Here is a 17,192-nt window from a genome sequence, read left to right as displayed (position 1 = left end):
CCTGGGGAAGAGCAAGAGCGGAAAAAGATGGGGCGAGTTTTCTAGGGTCTAGATTGCTAGGAAGAGAAAAAGCGGAAGAGAAGGTCCTGGGTCCTGGGTCCTGGGTCCTGGGTCCTGGGTCCTGGGTCCTGGGAAATCCTAGTCCCTAGCACCTGCTTTTCCTAGCAACCTACTTTTCTCCGCCCTTCGCCTTTCTCGCCCAGGAACCAGGGCCGCTCTTGCCCTTCCCAGGACCGCTTTTCGAGGGCCATAGGGCCGCTCTTACAGACCTTTCCTAGCACCTAGCAACCTTCTTTTCCCCGCCCCTAACAACCTTCTCTTCTCCCTTTCTTCCTTACGTGTTTCTTCGTATACTGACCGTCGGTTTTACTCGCACGAAACACACATGAATCAATCTCTGAGAATCTGGCTTGATGCCGCGCGCCCGAAAACATTGCCTCTGGCTTTGGTCTCCATTTTAACTGGCAGTGTGCTGGCTTACTCTTCGGGGAAATTCTCATTGGTGGTCGCTCTGCTGGCGTTTGTTACCGCCACTTTGCTGCAAATTTTGTCTAACTTAGCCAACGACTATGGCGATGCCGTCAAAGGCACCGACAACGACAAGCGCCTTGGCCCACTACGAGCAATGCAATCTGGCGCGGTCAGCGCCAAAGAGATGCAACGTGCCATCGTATTTAATATTTTGCTGACCATCGCCTCGGGTTTGGCGCTGGTGTTTTATGCCTTAAACAGTCTGCAAAGCATTCTCGCGTTTATCGCTTTAGGTATTTTGGCCATCCTCGCCGCCATCGCTTACACCATGGGCAATAAACCGTATGGCTATGTGGGTCTGGGCGATCTCTCGGTATTCATATTCTTCGGTTTGCTCGGCGTCTCCGGAACCTATTTCCTCCATACCGGCGTGTTGGATTCAGCACTGTTTTTGCCTGCCTTGGGCTGCGGCTTGTTAGCGGTCGCGGTACTGAATATCAACAACATGCGCGACATCGAAAACGACGCTGCGTGCGGGAAACGCACTGTTGCAGTGCGCCTTGGTCAGCGCAAAGCCAAGCAATACCACTTTGTATTACTCGGCGGCGCGGTGCTGGCGTTTGCCATTTACTTGCTGTTGCAAGGCAAACCAATGTGGATCAGCTTTCCTTTTCTTTTCAGCCTGTTACTGGTCATTAATCACGGTAAAGCGGTGTGGTTAACCCATCAACCTGCGCAAATTGCGCCGATGATGCCCGTGGTGGTGAAGTGCTCATTGGTCACCAATATTTTGTTTGCAACAGTTGTGATAGCTCAAACTCTTGTTAGTTAATCACTAATTGTCATTGCATTGACTTAATGCACAGATATACTCAAGAGAAAATTCATTTACCGAAGAAGGTATGCTATGGAATACAACACCTCTGCCCTATGTGATATCTATCTGGATCAAGTGGACGTGGTCGAGCCGATGTTCAGCAACTTCGGTGGGCGTGCCTCATTTGCCGGACAAATCACCACCGTAAAATGCTTCGAAGATAACTCGCTGATTCGTGAGACGCTGGAACAAGATGGTGTTGGACGTGTGCTTTTGGTCGATGGCGGTGGCTCATTGCGCCGCGCCCTAGTCGATGCAGAAATTGCCACCATAGCAGAAGAAAACGAGTGGGAAGGCATTGTTGTCTACGGCAGCGTGCGGGAAATTGACGAGTTGGAAGATATGAACCTCGGCATTCAAGCGCTCGCCTCAATTCCGGTCGGCGCATCTGCGCAAGGCATTGGCGAAGTCGATATTCCTGTCAATTTCGGTGGTGTGACCTTCTTACCGGAAGATTACCTCTACGCCGACAGCACCGGCATCATCCTTTCGCAAGAGCCACTTAGCGCCGATTTTGAAGAGCCTGAGCTCTAATTACGGCACTCCAGGCGAGAGAAAAGCGCGAGAAAGCACGTTTCACGCGCTTAAAAATTGAGAAAAAGTCAGCGCATTGCCTCAATGCGCTGTTTTTTTAGGCAAATGATGCAAATTTTCCAACATAGCAGGTGTTTCTATGCCTTGTGCTGAGTAGAATGAGGCTAATAGAGAGAGCCGCAGCATGGGCTGCGCTCATTGAACCGAATAAAATAGGTAGGCCAAAATGTCTTTTGAAGTATTAGAAAAACTGGAAGCAAAAATTCAGACCGCTGTCGATACCATCGCACTTTTGCAAATGGAAGTTGAAGAGCTGAAAGAAGATAAGGCGAAACTGGCTAGCGAAGCCGACCAACTGCGCGCTCAACACGCAGAGCTTGAGCAAAAATCTCAACAAGCTCAACAAGAACACGCTCAGTGGCAAGAACGCATCCGCGTCCTACTGGGTAAAATGGAAGATGTAGAATAAAGCGGATTGAAAAGGACTAGGTTCTAGGAAAGGCAAGAGCGGAAAAAGAAGGGACGAGTTTTCTAGGGACTAGATTGCTAGGAAAAGAAAAAGCGGAGAGAAGGTCCTGGGTCCTGGGTCCTGGGAAATCCTAGTCCCTAGCAACCTGCTTTTCCTAGCAACCTTCTTTTCCACGCTCTTCGCCTTTCTCGCCCAGGAACCAGGGCCGCTCTTGCCCTTCCTAGGACCGCTTTTCGAGGACCACAGGACCGCCCTTCCTGCTCTTCCTAGTCCCTTCTTTTCCTAGTCCCTTCTTTTCCTAGTCCCTAGCAACCTGCTTTTCCTAGCAACCTCGTAGCTTTCCCTCTTTTTTGATCCCCGCAAACGTTTTCCCTGTTTTTTATGCTAGAATCGCCGCCAATTTTTCTCTTCCTTCGATTATGACTTTTGGAGACAACATGAAACGCGATTTAGCAATGGCATTTTCCCGCGTGACAGAAGGCGCCGCTCTGGCGGGGTATAAATGGCTTGGCCGTGGTGACAAAAATGCCGCCGATGGCGCCGCAGTTGAAGTGATGCGCACTTTGCTAAACAAAACGGAAATCAGTGGCGAAATCGTGATTGGCGAAGGTGAGATCGACGACGCGCCGATGCTCTACATTGGCGAAAACGTTGGCTTAGGCGGCGATGAAGTCGATATTGCGGTCGACCCTATCGAAGGCACACGCATGACCGCCATGGGGCAGTCGAATGCTTTGGCGGTTTTAGCGGCAGGTGAGAAAGGCAGCTTTCTTAAAGCGCCCGACATGTATATGGAAAAGCTGGTGGTCGGCCCTGGCGCCAAAGGCGTGATCGACCTCAACAAGCCAGTAAAAGAGAACTTAGAAAACATCGCTAAGGCGCTGGATAAAACCCTCGACACCTTAGTGGTCATCACTCTCGCCAAACCACGCCACGATGCCGTTATCGCTGAAATGCAGCAAATGGGCGTGCGCGTGTTTGCCGTGCCTGATGGTGATGTCGCCGCGTCTATCTTAACCTGTATGCCAGATAGCGAAGTGGATGTAATGTACTGCATTGGCGGTGCGCCAGAGGGCGTCGTGTCTGCCGCGGTCATTCGCGCGCTGGATGGCGATATGCAGGGCCGACTCTTGCCTCGCGACCAAGTAAAAGGGGACAACGAAGAAAACCGCCGCTTTGCCGCGTTCGAACTAGAGCGCTGCGCCGAAATGGGTGTGGAAGCGAATAAAGTGCTGAAGCTGGATGATATGGCGCGCAGCGACAACGTCATCTTCTCCGCCACGGGCATCACCAAAGGCGATCTACTTGAAGGTATCAGTCGCAAAGGCAATATTGCCACCACGGAAACTTTATTGATACGTGGCCGCTGCCGCACCATACGCCGGATCAAGTCGACCCACTACTTAGAACGCAAAGACGACGAGATCAAGCAGATTATTCTTTAAAGGAAGAGCAGGGGCGAGGAAGAGCAGGGACTAGGAAAGAGCAGGGACTAGAGCACCATATAGTTTAAATTTTAAGCAGCCAAACTCATCGCTATATGCAGGTTGGTAATGGCTGCCGTTCTGTTTAAATCATATTCATTTAGCCGCAAGCCTCGGTACCTTGCTCTAGGACCTTTGCGGTTGCAGATTGATGCTAGAGAGTGCTCTACTTTGACCCGCTCTCTAGCATCAGCCCGACCTTGAGACGTACTTACGTACTTCTGAAGTTTTTGCAGCATCGCTTCCTGCTCGTGTATTTTAATTTTTCGACCTTTCTCTGATGTCGTACAATCTGCTTTTTTCGGACAAGCGTTGCATTCCGTTGATTTAAAACGGGCTTGCATTACTTTTCCAGACTTTATCATGGCAACTTTCCCTGCTGGGCACATGACACTGCCTTCAACCAAGTCAATTTGGAATGCGTTTTTACTCAGTGCGCTCTTGGATGGCGGTGTCCATGGTTTTGCAACAACCTCTTTTCCTGCTTCGTACAGCTCCGTTGTCCAGTGAGCAGCTAAATAACCCCTATCTATTTGAATTTGTTTAACTTCACCGTAAGCATTGACTTTGGGTTTTAAGTACTCCGACGCCTTGTGCTCCGGTTCATTGGCAGGACGGACACAGGTCGCTAATATCAACTTGTTGTCTAAGTCGACAGCAATATGTTGCTTAAACCCGCTAATCGCCCTTGAGCTTGATTTTCGTCCATGGCGCATTGTTGAGTCTGAGATAGAGATTTGCCTATCCGGCACCGAACCCTCTTTTACTTTAGGCCCATTTCCGTCCGGGTCGGGGTCTATATTCTGCTCCAAAACTTTTGCAAGTAAAGCGAGGCTCTCTTCCAGCCCTTTATGCTTAATAAAGGCGGAGGGTTGTTTTTCTAACCACTGCTTCAGAGCGTCAACATCATTTTGCAAGGTTTCAACGGCTTGATGCTTCTCGTTTTTATCTGACCAATCAATGTCTAACGCCGCTTTGACACTGCTTTTTCCTACCAGTTTTAGACCACATTCTTCGATGAGTTCTTCTTCTGAGATCATCTTTATTTGTGCAGCACAATTGACGACTAATTCAAGAGCATGTCCCACTAAATTGAACGTATCTTCAACTCGACCAGCGCCCTGTAGTGGCGCTGAGTCTAGGGCCACTCTGAGCTGAACATGACTAAAACCTCCAACTTCACGAGCGACATTTACAGTATGTTCAAGTAAAACTACATCCATATCGTGCGCAATTAAACGATGACGAAAATCACATAAGGTGCCTTGTGAAAATGGCGATTCCTCGCTCCCTAGACAGTCCAGTACCATTTGCCAACGTTGGTCAAACATCGCTTCTAATGTCGCTCCGGCATCCGATTTTTGCTCGTATGCTTGGAGAATCGTTGCCATAGCTAAAAGAGCGGCCGGAACAGCAGGCTTTCCTCTTGGGTGGTCAGCATACATCGACATAAGCTTATGATTAATCTCTTCATTAATGATGAGATGACGATTGGTGCGTAAGAACACAAACAGTTTTCCGGTCTGTTTTAACTTTTTGCAAATAAACTGCTCTTTTTTGGAAAGAGCAGTTGGTGGTTCCCAGTTTCTAGAATTAGACATAATCAATCAGTTGATAAGTTAATAATACTGTGTATTTGACCATGTTTTGGGGCTAAAGTCACTGTGTGTTTTTTAAACTGATCGGTGCTCTAGGCCCTAGGAAGAGCAAGAGCAAGAGCAAGAGCAAGAATCTAGAGCCTAGAAACCTCGTAACCTGCCTTTCCTAGAACCTAGAAACCTTCTTTCTTGCCCAGGAACCAGGCCGCTCTTGCCCTTTCCAGGGCCACAGGACCACAGGACCGCTCTTAACCGCTTTTTCCTAGAACCTAGCACCTAGAACCTGCTTTCCCTAGAACTGCTCTTGCTCTTACCCGCTGCTCTTTATCAACCCTTTTATTTACTAAACCTATGACGCATAATATTTGTACTTAAGCACCATTCAGGATACGGGCGTCTGTAGGCCAAGATGAAAACCATAGACAGGATACTCCAGTCGATTAAGCGAGATGGCTCGGTGACCGCCAAGCAACTGGCAGAAGAGTTTGGCATGACCACCATGGGGGCCAGGCAACATTTGCAAGGGTTGGAAGAGGCGGGCATCGTCAGCTTTCACGATGTCAAAGTCAAAGTAGGCCGCCCGACTCGGCACTGGTCTCTCACGCTCAAAGGACACGAGCAGTTTGCCGATCGCCACAGCGAACTCACCATTCAGATGATCGACGTGGTCGAGAGCTTGTTTGGCTCCGATGGTTTAGCCAAAGTCGCCGCTGAGCGAGAGCATCGCACTTTTATCCAGTATCAAAAAGCCTTGGCCGCTTGCGGCGATCTCCACAGCAAGCTGCAAAAGCTCACGGAAATACGCGAAGAAGAAGGCTATATGGCCGAGCTTGAGCAAACCGACGAAGGCTTTCTTTTGAGCGAAAATCATTGCCCCATCTGCCGAGCCGCCACCCGCTGCCCCGCCCTATGCCAATCTGAACTCAACGTTTTTCAAAAGCTGCTCGGTGAACACTGCCATATTGAGCGCACGGAACACATTATCGAAGGCCAGCGCCGCTGCGCATATCGGATAGTAAGCAGGGGCTAGGCTCGAGGAAGAGCAGGGACTGGGCAAGGCAAGAACGAGTTTGCTAGGGGCTAGATTGCTAGGCGGAAAAAATGGTCCTAGGTTCTGGGTCCTTGGTCCTGGGAAAGACAAAGGCGGCAGAGAAAGACCGCTCTTACCCAGAAACCTAGAACCTAGCAACCTTCTCTTTCCTGCTCTTACCCGCTCTTCCCTAGCACCTAGAAACCTAGTACCTAGCAACCTGCCCTTCCCCGTCTCACTTATAAGACATCACCACATCCCTGCACCACTTTCTCATTTCTGATTTATGCTTACTTTATGGCTACTGTTTAAAGTATCACCAATTGCTACAGGGGAGAGTTGCCATGGGATATCCACAACTGGACCAGAGCTTACCGTCATTCGATGAGATGATGACTCTTGCCGCCGAAAACCCGGCCGCTTTCAATCAGTTTAAACAGGCAATGTGCAAAGAGATGATTCTCTCCGCCTCTGAAGCGATGCGCGAGCGCTTGGAGGCGCAGCAGAGTCATATTGATCGCGTGATCAGCCGCTGCAAAAACCCCGTTCACACCAACGTGGTATTAATGAATGAACTGACGAAACAGATGGTGAAATTCCGCGCTGCACTGGCAAGTGACGGTAAAGAGCCACCGCGCAGTGAAGCGCAAATTATTCCCTTTACTGCGAAAAACTTCTATTGAACTGAGGCCCTGAAACGCAAGCAGGGCCTCTACTTTTTATAAGGCTCGAAACGGATATCGCTTGCAGGCTGTTGTCAGTCGCGGTGGCCATTTAGTTCACCACTTTCTGGAAGCACGCTTTGTCCATATCACGGATATTGACCGTTAAGCTGCGCACATGGCTGGCTTGCTCTTGCAACACCGCCATGAGTTGACGGGAGAGCTCGCGTTTTTGCTCTTCACTGCGCCCAGAAAGCAGATCAAAACTGACGTGAATAAAATCCACGCTATCACCCTCTTCCCCCACCAGCCAATGATGGCAGCGCAGCGTGCGTGATTTCACTGAAGGTTTGTCAAACAAGCCGCAATCCAGCGCGACTTGGTGCAGATCTTCCAGCAATCCGGGCACATTGATGCGCTCTTCCACCGAATTGGAATATTCTAAAACTAAATGAGGCATGACCTTTCCTTTTATCATTGAGACATGGTTGGCATTTGCCCTCATAAATAGCAACCAGAAAGGAAAATGCCGAGTGATTGACTATCATTATGCCAGACAGATCACCAATCGATTGCTTTTAACCATTTTATCAGTGGATAAAGCAGCGCCGACCAGGCGAGAGAAAGCCATAACTAATGACACGAGTCATGATCTGGCCACATAATTCTGTTATATTCCTACGTAGATTTTTTACATAAATGCGCTTCACCTCGGCTTAGAGGTGAAACCTTGAACCAATAAAAGATATGGAGATATTCCTATGCGTCGTCCTGTAGTGATGGGTAACTGGAAACTTAACGGCAGCAAAGCAATGGTAACTGAGCTGCTAACTGGTCTTAACGCTGAGCTAGAAGGCGTTGAAGGTGTTGACGTTGCGGTTGCTCCACCAGCACTTTACTTGGATATGGCTGAGCGTCTGATCGCGCAAGGCGGCAACAAGATCATTCTTGGCGCGCAGAACACTGACATCCACAACAGCGGCGCATTCACTGGCGACATGTCTCCAGCGATGCTGAAAGATTTCGGTGCAACTCACATCATCATCGGCCACTCTGAGCGTCGTGAATACCACAACGAATCAGACGAATTCGTCGCGCAGAAATTTGCCTTCCTGAAAGAGAACGGCCTGAAGCCAGTGTTCTGTATCGGTGAAACCGAAGCGCAAAACGAAGCGGGCGAAACTGAAGCGGTTTGTGCACGTCAAATCAACGCCGTGATCGACGAATACGGTGTTGAAGCTCTAAACGGCGCGATCATCGCTTACGAGCCAATCTGGGCTATCGGCACAGGTAAAGCAGCAACCGCTGATGACGCACAGCGCATCCACGCCTCTATCCGCGCCCTGATCGCAGAGAAAGACGCTGCAGTCGCTGAGCAAGTGATCATCCAGTACGGCGGCTCTGTAAAACCAGAAAACGCAGAAGCGTACTTTGCACAGCCAGACATCGATGGCGCGCTAGTCGGCGGTGCGTCTCTGGATGCGAAAAGCTTCGCAGCGATCGCAAAAGCAGCAGCGAAAATGAAAGCGTAATTTCAAACGCGCTCAGTTCAATCCTAGATTGAACACGCAGATGAAAAACCGACGTCACGCACGTCGGTTTTTTTGTTGTCTATCATCGAAAAGAGCACTGAGGCTAATCTTGGCCAAACAGATCACGCGTATAGACTTTATGCGCTACATCGCAGAGCTCTTCCACCATTCGATTGGTGACGATCACCTCCGCCTTCGCTTTGAACTGCGCTAAATCACGCATTACGGGCGAGTTAAAAAAGCGCTCTTCTTCCAGCACGGGCTCATATACCACCACCTCGATGCCGTGCGCTTTGAGCCGCTTCATGATCCCCTGCACCGATGAAAAACGGAAATTGTCGGAGTTGGCTTTCATGATTAAGCGGTAGATGCCCACCACTTGCGGATGACGCTTTAAAATCGACTCTGCGATAAAGTCTTTACGGGTGCGATTGGCCGAAACAATCGCTTTGATCAGGCAGTTGGGGACATCACGATAGTTGGCCAACAACTGCTTAGTGTCCTTGGGGAGACAATAGCCGCCGTAGCCAAAGGAAGGGTTGTTATAGTGACTACCAATTCGCGGGTCGAGCCCTACACCTTGGATGATTTGTCGGCTATTCAAACCATGCACTTCGGCGTAAGAATCCAGCTCATTGAAATAAGCCACCCGCATGGCCAGATAGGTGTTGGAAAAGAGCTTAACCGCCTCAGCTTCGGTGGCGTTTATCAGCAGCACTGGCACATCGTTTTTTTCCGCCGCTTGCACAAACAGATCCGCAACCCACCGAGCTCTTTCACTTTGCTCGCCAATAATGATGCGCGATGGGTAAAGGTTATCGTACAAAGCGCGCCCTTCTCGTAAAAACTCCGGAGCAAACAGCACGTTTTTGCCCGATTTACCACGGCGTACACGCTCGGTAAACCCGACTGGCACGGTTGAGCGCACCACCACCAGCGCTTGTGGTCGATAGCGATGCACCTCATCGATCACTGACTCTACTGAAGAGGTATCAAAGCCATTAGTGCGCGGATCATAATCGGTCGGTGTAGCGACAATCACCAACTCGGCGTTTTGATAAGCGCTTGGCGCATCCACCGTCGCGGTAAGGTTAAGTAAGCCAGAAGCCATAAAACGTTGAATGTCTTGATCAACAATCGGGCATTGCCGCGCGTTAATTTGCGCTACCCGCTGCGAATTTAAATCCAACACAGTGACATGATGGTACTGCGCTAGCAGCGCGGCATTGGCCAGCCCGACATAGCCAGCCCCAACGACGGTGATCTGCATACTATGCTCCGCTTTGTCTGAATGAGGTTTTATCCAAGCTCGCTTTTACCCAAGCTTGGCTTATCTCAACAAGCGAATGTGACACCGGCAAGACAAAAACGTGATCGGTTAAAGACGATGTCGCCAGCGGCAGGAGATCGCTTTTTGTAGCGAGTTTGCGTAAACTAACGCAGTCAATTTGGCTAAAAATTTTGCAAATCACACGGCAGATATTTGCAAACAATACATAAGAGGAACAACATGAATATTCTTGTCACCGGAGGCAGTGGCTATATCGGCAGTCACACCTGTATCCAGATGATCGAAGCGGGCATGACGCCGATTATTCTCGACAATTTGTACAACAGTAAACTTTTGGTACTGGATCGTATTCAGCAAGTCACGGGCGTGCGGCCGACCTTTTATCAAGGCGATATCCGCGATAGCGCTATTCTACAAACCATCTTTACCGAACATCACATTGATGGCGTGATCCACTTTGCTGGTCTGAAAGCGGTTGGCGAATCGGTGGAAAAACCGCTGATGTATTATGATAACAACGTCTCTGGCACCTTGAATCTGGTGCGCGAAATGGACAAAGCTGGGGTCAAAAGTCTGATCTTTAGTTCATCGGCCACAGTGTACGGTGACCCGGCCTCGGTGCCTATTCGCGAAGATTTCCCGACCTCGGCCACCAACCCTTACGGGCGCAGTAAGCTGATGGTGGAAGAGTGCTTACGCGACTTTCACCACGCCAACCCAGAGTGGAGCATCACCTTGCTACGCTACTTTAACCCTGTAGGCGCGCATCAATCTGGCCTGCTTGGCGAAGATCCGCAAGGCATTCCCAACAACCTGTTGCCTTTTGTTGCCCAAGTAGCGGTGGGCCGACGTGAAAAGCTGGGCGTGTTTGGCAACGATTACCCAACACCCGATGGCACTGGCGTGCGCGATTACATTCACGTGGTTGACTTAGCCGATGGCCACCTTGCGGCGCTGAATAAGGTGGGCCAACAAGCGGGCTTGCACATTTTTAACTTAGGCACAGGCCAAGGCAACAGCGTATTGGAAATGGTCGCCGCCTTTGAAAAAGCCGCCGAGCGCCCAATTGCCTATGAGATCAAATCGCGCCGCGCTGGCGATATCGCAGAATGCTGGGCAGATCCAGCTTATGCCGCCGAAGTGCTCGGCTGGAAAGCAACGCGCTCGCTGGAGACCATGGTCGCCGACACATGGCGCTGGCAGTCCAACAACCCGAATGGGTATGAGTGAGGAAGGGCGGAAAAGAAGGAACGAGGTTGCTAGGGGCTAGATTACGAGGAAGAGCAAAGGCGGAAAAATGGTTCTGGGTCCTGGGTCCTTGGTCCTGGGAAAAGAAAAAGCAGGAAACGAGTTTTCTAGAAGCTAGGTTACGAGGAAAAGCAAAGGCGGAAAAATGGTTCTGGGTCCTGGGTCCTTGGTCCTGGGAAAAGAAAAAGCAGGAAACGAGTTTTCTAGAAGCTAGGTTACGAGGGAAAGCAAAAGCGGAAGAGAAGGACCGCTCTTTCCTGCTTTTCCCTAGAACCTAGAAACCTAGAACCTAGCAACCTGCTCTTTCTCGCCTAGGAACCAGGACCGCCCTTCCTGCTCTTCCCTAGCACCTAGCAACCTGCTCTTCCCCGCCCTTCCCCCGCTTTTCCTGCTCTTTTTGCTGAGCCATCAAGGAGTAATTCATGATCCAATTTGATAAATTTGAACGCTCACTGCATCTGCTGCAAGAGCAAAATGATCGATTGAATAAGCTGCAGATTGAGGCGACTGAACTTTGGATTATTGAAGCTGTCAAGGAGTCAATAATTCAACGCTTTGAAACCTGTTGGGATAGCCTTTGGAAAATCACCAAACGTTATCTTTCGGAAAACATCGGTTTGCCTGAGGTGCCAAACGGGCCTAATCCGGTTTTACGCCTTACTCATGAAAACATGTTGCTACCCAGTAGCATCGAACGGTGGATGCATTACGCAAAGGCCCGAGTTGCCACCTCGCATGATTATAGCGGGGAAAAAGCCGATGAAGCCTTGGCCTTAATGAATGATTTTGTTACCGATGCCATTTTGTTGTACCAAACGTTAAGCGGTCAAGCATGGAAAAAGTAACGCAACCTAAACTCGCTATTACGGAAGATCAAGCGAAGGAAGTCGCCCAACTGTTAGCGCTGTACTTACCGGAAACCTTGGTGTGGGCATTTGGGTCAAGAGTAAAAGGCACGGCCAATACGCGCTCAGATTTAGATTTGGTGGCCTTTGCCGACAAACCACAAGATTTAGCGGTCTATCAATTGCAACAAGCCTTTGAAGAAAGCAGCCTGCCCTTTCGCGTCGATTTACTGGTGTGGGATAATCTCACGCCCGTCATGCAGAACAACATCCGAGAGCGCTATGTGGTTGTGCAAGGGAAAAGGGACTAGGAAAAGCAGAGCGAGTTTGCTAGGGACGAGATTGCTAGGAAGAGTAAAGGCGGAAAAACAAGAGCTGAAGAGAAGGTTCTGGGTTCTGGGCCCTTGGTCCTGGGAAAGACAGGGACTAGGAAAAGCAAGAGCGAGTTTGCTAGGGACGAGATTGCTAGGAAGAGCAAAGGCGGAAAAGCAAGAGCTGAAGAGAAGGTTCTGGGTTCTGGGCCCTTGGTCCTAGGAAAAGCAAAAGCGGAAGAGAAGGACCGCTCTTAACCGCTTTTCCTAGAACCTAGAAACCTAGCACCTAGCAACCTGCTCTTCCCTAGAACCTAGCAACCCAGGAACCAGGGCCGCCCTTCCTGCTCTTTCCTGCTCTTTCCTGCTCTTTCCTGCTCTTTCCCGCCCTTCCTGCTCTTCCCTATCACCTAGCAACCTTCCCTTCCCCTTCTTTTAAGATGACAAAAACGCCCACAACTGCAATCATACTGATTTTCTAGCCAGATACTTAAGAGAAAACAGGAAACCTCGGTGCAGTACGTATCTCCAACGCCAAATCAATTAAAAGAGGGGCAAGGCGACTTTCTTGCCGCCATCATTGTCAGTGTCAGTCGCAAGGCGAGTGATGCGTACTTATCCTACATTAACTATGTCGGTGAAAAACACGCTGAGCAATTTGCGGCTCTGCAAGAAGAGTGCCTACAATCCGGTTGGATCCGCACCAGCAAGCATCAAGACAAATCGTTTATTTACCTCACCGCCGACGGATGGTGCGTTGCGCTATTTGCATGTCAGATGAGCTCACAAAACCGATTAGGTCAAGGCTTGCGTACCGCCATACGTGCGCCGGGCGCTCATTATGCACGCCTGTACGCCTCTTGGTTCATGCCGCACTATCTTTGGTCGGTAGATGAAGAACTGCTCGAACAAAGTATCAATGATAGTTTTCACCTGCTGACGCAAAGCGACCAACTCTGGTACTTGGTCAAGACCCTTCCATTTGCGCAAGGTGCGGGAGATTACTTTGTCGCGACCTACCCGCGCATGTTACTCACCGCCACCTCACCAACCACCTATGACACCTTGCATGCCAAAGTGTCTGGTCTCGTAAAAAGAACCTTACCCATTCAAATGAGCCAAGATGTGGGCCTGTTTTCATCGAATCCGAGCAAAGCCAAACACTTTCTTGAGCCGCTTGACGAACACTATCTGGTCCAGCGTGAAAGCCTTTTTGCGCTCAATCCTCGTACGCGTCTCAGCCTCTCGCTGTTAATCGATCTGTTTATCCTTCAATGCCTGCGCCCTGAGTCAGTCGCCGAGCGAATTGAACAGCTTGAAGGGCTGGATGCAGCGTGCAAGAATCCACTGGGCTTTTTCCATTGGCAAAAACTCTTTGACTATTTGCAGATGGGCGACGATACGCTGGTCACACTGTTTTACGATGCGCCGATGTGGCTTGAGTCAGTGCATACCCCACAAGGTATTGCTTGGGGGCAATTAGTGCTGGACTTACTGCAAATGTGCCGAGTCAAAACACACCCTGAGCTGCGAGACTTTTTCACCACCTTGGCCCATCACCCACTGGCTGAGCCACTGGATAGCAGCAAGGCACCAGCCCAGTTTAACCTCGCGCATATGGCGCAACGTCTTTTTGCTTATTTGACCGACGAAGAAACAGATCAAGGCCGCTTTATTGATAAACCCGATGCATGGCAAATGTGGATAAGTGAAGTGACCACCACCTTGCGCGATCCGAAGGAGCAGCAAGATGAGCGTTTGGCCTGGGTGATCAGCGAGCACGAGACCTTAATGATCAAGCGGCAAAAACGGGGCAAAAAAGGCTGGAGCATTGGGAGAAAAGTCGCCCCACACACGCTGCTTTACGATAATAACCTCTCGTTGGCCAGCATTGATCTGGCGATTGCCGAAAACCTGCAAAGCCGCCATGATTTTTGGAGCGACACCTTTAAGCTCAACCCCACGTTACTCATGCTGCTGTCACAAAGTAACAGCGTGTTTAACTCTGTTGGGGAGCCGATAAGTTTGGTCGCAGAACCGGCGTTGGTGGTGCTAGAGGAAGAAAAAGGACAGCTCGCATTGCAATGCCATCCCAAGGTAAGCAAGCAGTCGCAAGCTTGCCTAAAGCCACGCACGGAAGGGATCTACTCTTTCTATTCGATCCCCGAACACGTCGAACGCTTTTTTACGCTCGCCGGACAAATGCCCGCGGTAGCGATTGAACAGGCCGATGCGTTGATCGAACGCTTGGGCGATAATGTCAACTGGTACTTTATCAGTGAAGCGCGCGGCAACATTACTCTGGGAGAGTGGGACACCACGCCACACTTGTGGCTCAAGCTTGGTGAAGGAAAACTGGAACTGGCGATTGAACACCAATCACAGGACCAACGCACCCGTATTGGCTCGGGGCAAGGCACACTCTGGCTCTATCAGCAAGGGAATACTTGGTATCGCCGCGATCTTGCTCAGGAGCGGCAGCAAGCCAAAGCGATTGCCAAAGCACTCGGTTTAAAGGTGTGTAAAAGCCACCGCTACAGCGTACCTAGCCAACAACTGCCGCAACTGCTCGACGCTCTAGAGCAGCTTGAAGAGGTCACCATCCACTGGCATCAAGCGAGCAAACGAGTCAAACAACTGCGCTCACAAGATGTGGGCCTAGCCATACGCCAACAGGAAGATTGGTTTCAAGTGTCAGGGGATGTGCATTTTGACGGCGCACAAGTATTGGATCTCAAACGTCTGCTTGAAGCGCGACGTACAGGATTTATTACCTTAGAACAGCAGAACCTCACCCTGTTAGTCAGCGATGCGCTGCGTAAACAGTTGCATTTCTTAGACAGCGTGTTAGATGACAATCTCTCGGTAAACCGCCAACTCGCCTACCCGCTACAAAAGCTGATCGAAACCATGTCGGTGCAAAGCGATCACGGTTGGCAAGCATTACAACAAGCATGGTCACAACCCATCACGTTGGATGAAGCGCTGCTTGAGCCACTGCGTGATTATCAACGCAGCGGCGTCCTCTGGGCGGCGCATTTGCTACACAATGGGTTTGGTGTCTGTTTGGCCGACGATATGGGCCTTGGCAAAACACTGCAAGCCTTAACCCTGCTGAGCCATTTTCAAGCGCAAGGCCCAAGCTTAGTGGTCTGCCCCAAATCGGTCTTACTCAACTGGCGTCAAGAGAGCCAACGCTTCACGCCGCAGTTAACCGTGATTGATTTAGAGAGCTGCGCCGATCGCCAGCAAACCTTGTCCAACGCTCGCGCCGGTGAAGTGATTGTGCTCAGCTACGGGTTAGTGACTCGCCTAGCCGATGCCTTGCAAGCCACCGAATGGCAAACCGTCGTCTTGGATGAAGCGCAGCAGATCAAAAACCCCAATGCCGAACGCGCTAAAGTGTTGTTTGAGATAAACGCGCAGCGGCGCATAACCCTCTCGGGCACCCCAGTGGAAAACCATTTGGTGGAGCTTTGGAGCCAATTCGCCTTTTTAAACCCGGGCTTGCTCGGCTCTTTAAAACAGTTCAAAAGCAAATACGCGCAAGCCAGCAAAAATGAAGACGATATGCTGCGGCTGCGCGCTTTAGTCAGCCCTTTTATTTTGCGTCGCCTCAAACAAGAGGTACTCACTGAACTGCCAGAAAAAACAGAGCTCGTCCATCATGTTGAGCTGACCAGCAAAGAGCGCAATGCCTATGAAGCGGTGCGTAAAGAAGCGTTAGAAACCCTGAGTGACGGCAGCACTCATTCCACCATTTCGCTGTTCGCCGGCTTAACGCGTTTGCGCCAAGTGTGTTGCGACCCAGGCTTAGTGTTTGAGCACCTCACCGACACCAGCAGCAAACAGAAAGAGGCGTTGCAACTGGTCGAAGACGCCCTTGAGGGCGGACACAAGATCCTGGTGTTTAGCCAATTTGTTCAGTTGCTCAAACGCTTCAGCCAGCAGTTAAAGCAACACGGGGTCGATTTTTCTTACCTGGATGGGCAATCCACCAGCAAGCAACGACAAAGTGCGATCAACACGTTTAAATCTGGCGAACACCATTTATTTTTGATCAGCCTAAAAGCGGGCGGTTCAGGGCTCAACCTCACCGAAGCGGATACCGTGATCCACCTTGACCCATGGTGGAACCCAGCGGTAGAAGATCAAGCGAGTGATCGGGCTTATCGTATGGGACAAACCAAACCCGTTACCGTCTATCGCTTGGTCACTGTCAATACGGTAGAAGAAAAAATCATCCAACTGCACAGTGAAAAACGCGACTTGGCTGACAAGGTTTTGTCCGGCCAATCCACCGCCGAGCAACTCAACCCAGAATTGCTCATGCAGTTAATGACGGAGTAGGGCGGAAGAGCGGAAAAGAAGGTTCTGGGTTCTAGGCCCTTGGTTCTGGGAAAGGCAAAAGCGTAAAGGCAGGAGCGAGATTGATAGGGACTAGATTGCTAGGAAGAGCAAGAGCGGAAGAGAAGGTCCTGGGGGTCTGGGCCCTGGGTCCTGGGGAAAGAAAAAGCAAGTAAAGCAGGAAACGAGTTTGCTAGAAGCTAGGTTACGAGGGAAAGCAAAAGCGGAAAAATGGTTCTGGGTCCTGGGTCCTTGGTCCTGGGAAAAGAAAAAGCAGGAAACGAGGTTGCTAGGGGCTAGATTACGAGGAAGAGCAAGGGCGGAAAAATGGTTCTGGGTCCTGGGTTCTTGGTCCTGGGAAAAGAAAAAGCAGGAAACGAGTTTTCTAGAAGCTAGGTTACGAGGGAAAGCAAAAGCGGAAGAGAAGGACCGCTCTTTCCTGCTCTTCCTAGAACCTAGTACCTAGAACCTTCTTTTCCCTGCTCTTCAGGAC

The 17,192-nt window shown here is 50.3% G+C and carries 14 protein-coding genes; 11 read left to right on the top strand and 3 right to left on the bottom strand.

The window, feature by feature from the left end; genetic code table 11:
- Window positions 1-385: 385 nt before the first annotated feature.
- From EA26_RS02205 to glpX, 4 genes are all read left to right on the top strand, one after another.
- The gene (locus tag EA26_RS02205) at window positions 386-1,303 is read left to right on the top strand and encodes a 1,4-dihydroxy-2-naphthoate polyprenyltransferase (protein ID WP_039422953.1); all 918 of its coding nucleotides are present in this window, start codon (window positions 386-388) and stop codon (window positions 1,301-1,303) included.
- Window positions 1,304-1,378: 75 nt separating this feature from the next.
- On the top strand, window positions 1,379-1,882 hold the full coding sequence (gene rraA / locus EA26_RS02200) for a ribonuclease E activity regulator RraA (protein ID WP_039422950.1): 504 nt from the start codon (window positions 1,379-1,381) through the stop codon (window positions 1,880-1,882).
- Window positions 1,883-2,108: 226 nt separating this feature from the next.
- A complete protein-coding gene (gene zapB, locus EA26_RS02195; RefSeq protein ID WP_039422946.1) occupies window positions 2,109-2,351 on the top strand; it encodes a cell division protein ZapB in 243 nt (80 codons plus the stop codon).
- A gap of 437 nt (window positions 2,352-2,788) precedes the next feature.
- Complete coding sequence (glpX, locus tag EA26_RS02190) at window positions 2,789-3,796, top strand: class II fructose-bisphosphatase (protein ID WP_039422943.1); 1,008 nt, start codon at window positions 2,789-2,791, stop codon at window positions 3,794-3,796.
- A gap of 71 nt (window positions 3,797-3,867) precedes the next feature.
- Here the strand turns inward: glpX and EA26_RS02185 are convergent, their stop codons facing one another.
- On the bottom strand, window positions 3,868-5,436 hold the full coding sequence (locus EA26_RS02185; protein ID WP_039422939.1) for an IS1182 family transposase: 1,569 nt from the start codon (window positions 5,434-5,436) through the stop codon (window positions 3,868-3,870).
- Window positions 5,437-5,842: 406 nt separating this feature from the next.
- Here EA26_RS02185 and EA26_RS02180 point away from each other — a divergent pair, with 406 nt between their 5' ends.
- The gene (locus tag EA26_RS02180; protein WP_039422936.1) at window positions 5,843-6,463 is read left to right on the top strand and encodes a helix-turn-helix transcriptional regulator; all 621 of its coding nucleotides are present in this window, start codon (window positions 5,843-5,845) and stop codon (window positions 6,461-6,463) included.
- Between the two features lie 344 nt (window positions 6,464-6,807).
- Window positions 6,808-7,146 (top strand): DUF3135 domain-containing protein, encoded by a 339-nt coding sequence (locus tag EA26_RS02175; protein WP_039422933.1) that lies wholly within the window; start codon window positions 6,808-6,810, stop codon window positions 7,144-7,146.
- Window positions 7,147-7,237: 91 nt separating this feature from the next.
- Here the strand turns inward: EA26_RS02175 and EA26_RS02170 are convergent, their stop codons facing one another.
- Window positions 7,238-7,585, bottom strand: coding sequence for a 5-carboxymethyl-2-hydroxymuconate Delta-isomerase (locus EA26_RS02170; RefSeq protein WP_039422931.1), 348 nt, complete (start codon window positions 7,583-7,585; stop codon window positions 7,238-7,240).
- A 301-nt stretch (window positions 7,586-7,886) separates the two neighbouring features.
- On the opposite strand from EA26_RS02170, the gene tpiA reads away from it, so the two are divergent.
- Window positions 7,887-8,657, top strand: coding sequence for a triose-phosphate isomerase (gene tpiA / locus EA26_RS02160; RefSeq protein WP_039422925.1), 771 nt, complete (start codon window positions 7,887-7,889; stop codon window positions 8,655-8,657).
- Between the two features lie 103 nt (window positions 8,658-8,760).
- On the opposite strand, the gene EA26_RS02155 is transcribed toward tpiA, so the two are convergent.
- A complete protein-coding gene (locus EA26_RS02155) occupies window positions 8,761-9,927 on the bottom strand; it encodes a nucleotide sugar dehydrogenase (protein WP_039422922.1) in 1,167 nt (388 codons plus the stop codon).
- 240 nt (window positions 9,928-10,167) lie between these two features.
- Here EA26_RS02155 and galE point away from each other — a divergent pair, with 240 nt between their 5' ends.
- From galE to EA26_RS02130, 4 genes are all read left to right on the top strand, one after another.
- Complete coding sequence (gene galE / locus EA26_RS02150) at window positions 10,168-11,178, top strand: UDP-glucose 4-epimerase GalE (RefSeq protein WP_039422919.1); 1,011 nt, start codon at window positions 10,168-10,170, stop codon at window positions 11,176-11,178.
- A 440-nt stretch (window positions 11,179-11,618) separates the two neighbouring features.
- Window positions 11,619-12,041 carry a nucleotidyltransferase substrate binding protein gene (locus EA26_RS02140; protein WP_039422912.1) on the top strand — a complete coding sequence of 141 codons (423 nt, stop codon included), beginning with the start codon at window positions 11,619-11,621 and terminating at the stop codon, window positions 12,039-12,041.
- A complete protein-coding gene (locus EA26_RS02135) occupies window positions 12,029-12,352 on the top strand; it encodes a nucleotidyltransferase family protein (protein WP_039422910.1) in 324 nt (107 codons plus the stop codon). The genes EA26_RS02140 and EA26_RS02135 overlap by 13 nt, the downstream gene beginning before the upstream one ends.
- 513 nt (window positions 12,353-12,865) lie before the next feature.
- Window positions 12,866-16,702, top strand: coding sequence for a DEAD/DEAH box helicase (locus EA26_RS02130; protein ID WP_052079607.1), 3,837 nt, complete (start codon window positions 12,866-12,868; stop codon window positions 16,700-16,702).
- Window positions 16,703-17,192: the final 490 nt, after the last annotated feature.

Source organism: Vibrio navarrensis, from assembly GCF_000764325.1.
Taxonomy (GTDB): Bacteria; Pseudomonadota; Gammaproteobacteria; order Enterobacterales; family Vibrionaceae; genus Vibrio; species Vibrio navarrensis.
This window is presented reverse-complemented; position numbering and strand designations above follow the sequence as displayed.

What these genes read in the sequence shown, in the direction of transcription:
- EA26_RS02205 (WP_039422953.1), top strand. Translation starts at nt 386, where the DNA reads ATGAATCAATCTCTGAGAATCTGGCTTGATGCCGCGCGCCCGAAAACA.
- rraA (WP_039422950.1), top strand. Translation starts at nt 1,379, where the DNA reads ATGGAATACAACACCTCTGCCCTATGTGATATCTATCTGGATCAAGTG.
- zapB (WP_039422946.1), top strand. Translation starts at nt 2,109, where the DNA reads ATGTCTTTTGAAGTATTAGAAAAACTGGAAGCAAAAATTCAGACCGCT.
- glpX (WP_039422943.1), top strand. Translation starts at nt 2,789, where the DNA reads ATGAAACGCGATTTAGCAATGGCATTTTCCCGCGTGACAGAAGGCGCC.
- EA26_RS02185 (WP_039422939.1), bottom strand. Translation starts at nt 5,436, where the DNA reads ATGTCTAATTCTAGAAACTGGGAACCACCAACTGCTCTTTCCAAAAAA.
- EA26_RS02180 (WP_039422936.1), top strand. Translation starts at nt 5,843, where the DNA reads ATGAAAACCATAGACAGGATACTCCAGTCGATTAAGCGAGATGGCTCG.
- EA26_RS02175 (WP_039422933.1), top strand. Translation starts at nt 6,808, where the DNA reads ATGGGATATCCACAACTGGACCAGAGCTTACCGTCATTCGATGAGATG.
- EA26_RS02170 (WP_039422931.1), bottom strand. Translation starts at nt 7,585, where the DNA reads ATGCCTCATTTAGTTTTAGAATATTCCAATTCGGTGGAAGAGCGCATC.
- tpiA (WP_039422925.1), top strand. Translation starts at nt 7,887, where the DNA reads ATGCGTCGTCCTGTAGTGATGGGTAACTGGAAACTTAACGGCAGCAAA.
- EA26_RS02155 (WP_039422922.1), bottom strand. Translation starts at nt 9,927, where the DNA reads ATGCAGATCACCGTCGTTGGGGCTGGCTATGTCGGGCTGGCCAATGCC.
- galE (WP_039422919.1), top strand. Translation starts at nt 10,168, where the DNA reads ATGAATATTCTTGTCACCGGAGGCAGTGGCTATATCGGCAGTCACACC.
- EA26_RS02140 (WP_039422912.1), top strand. Translation starts at nt 11,619, where the DNA reads ATGATCCAATTTGATAAATTTGAACGCTCACTGCATCTGCTGCAAGAG.
- EA26_RS02135 (WP_039422910.1), top strand. Translation starts at nt 12,029, where the DNA reads ATGGAAAAAGTAACGCAACCTAAACTCGCTATTACGGAAGATCAAGCG.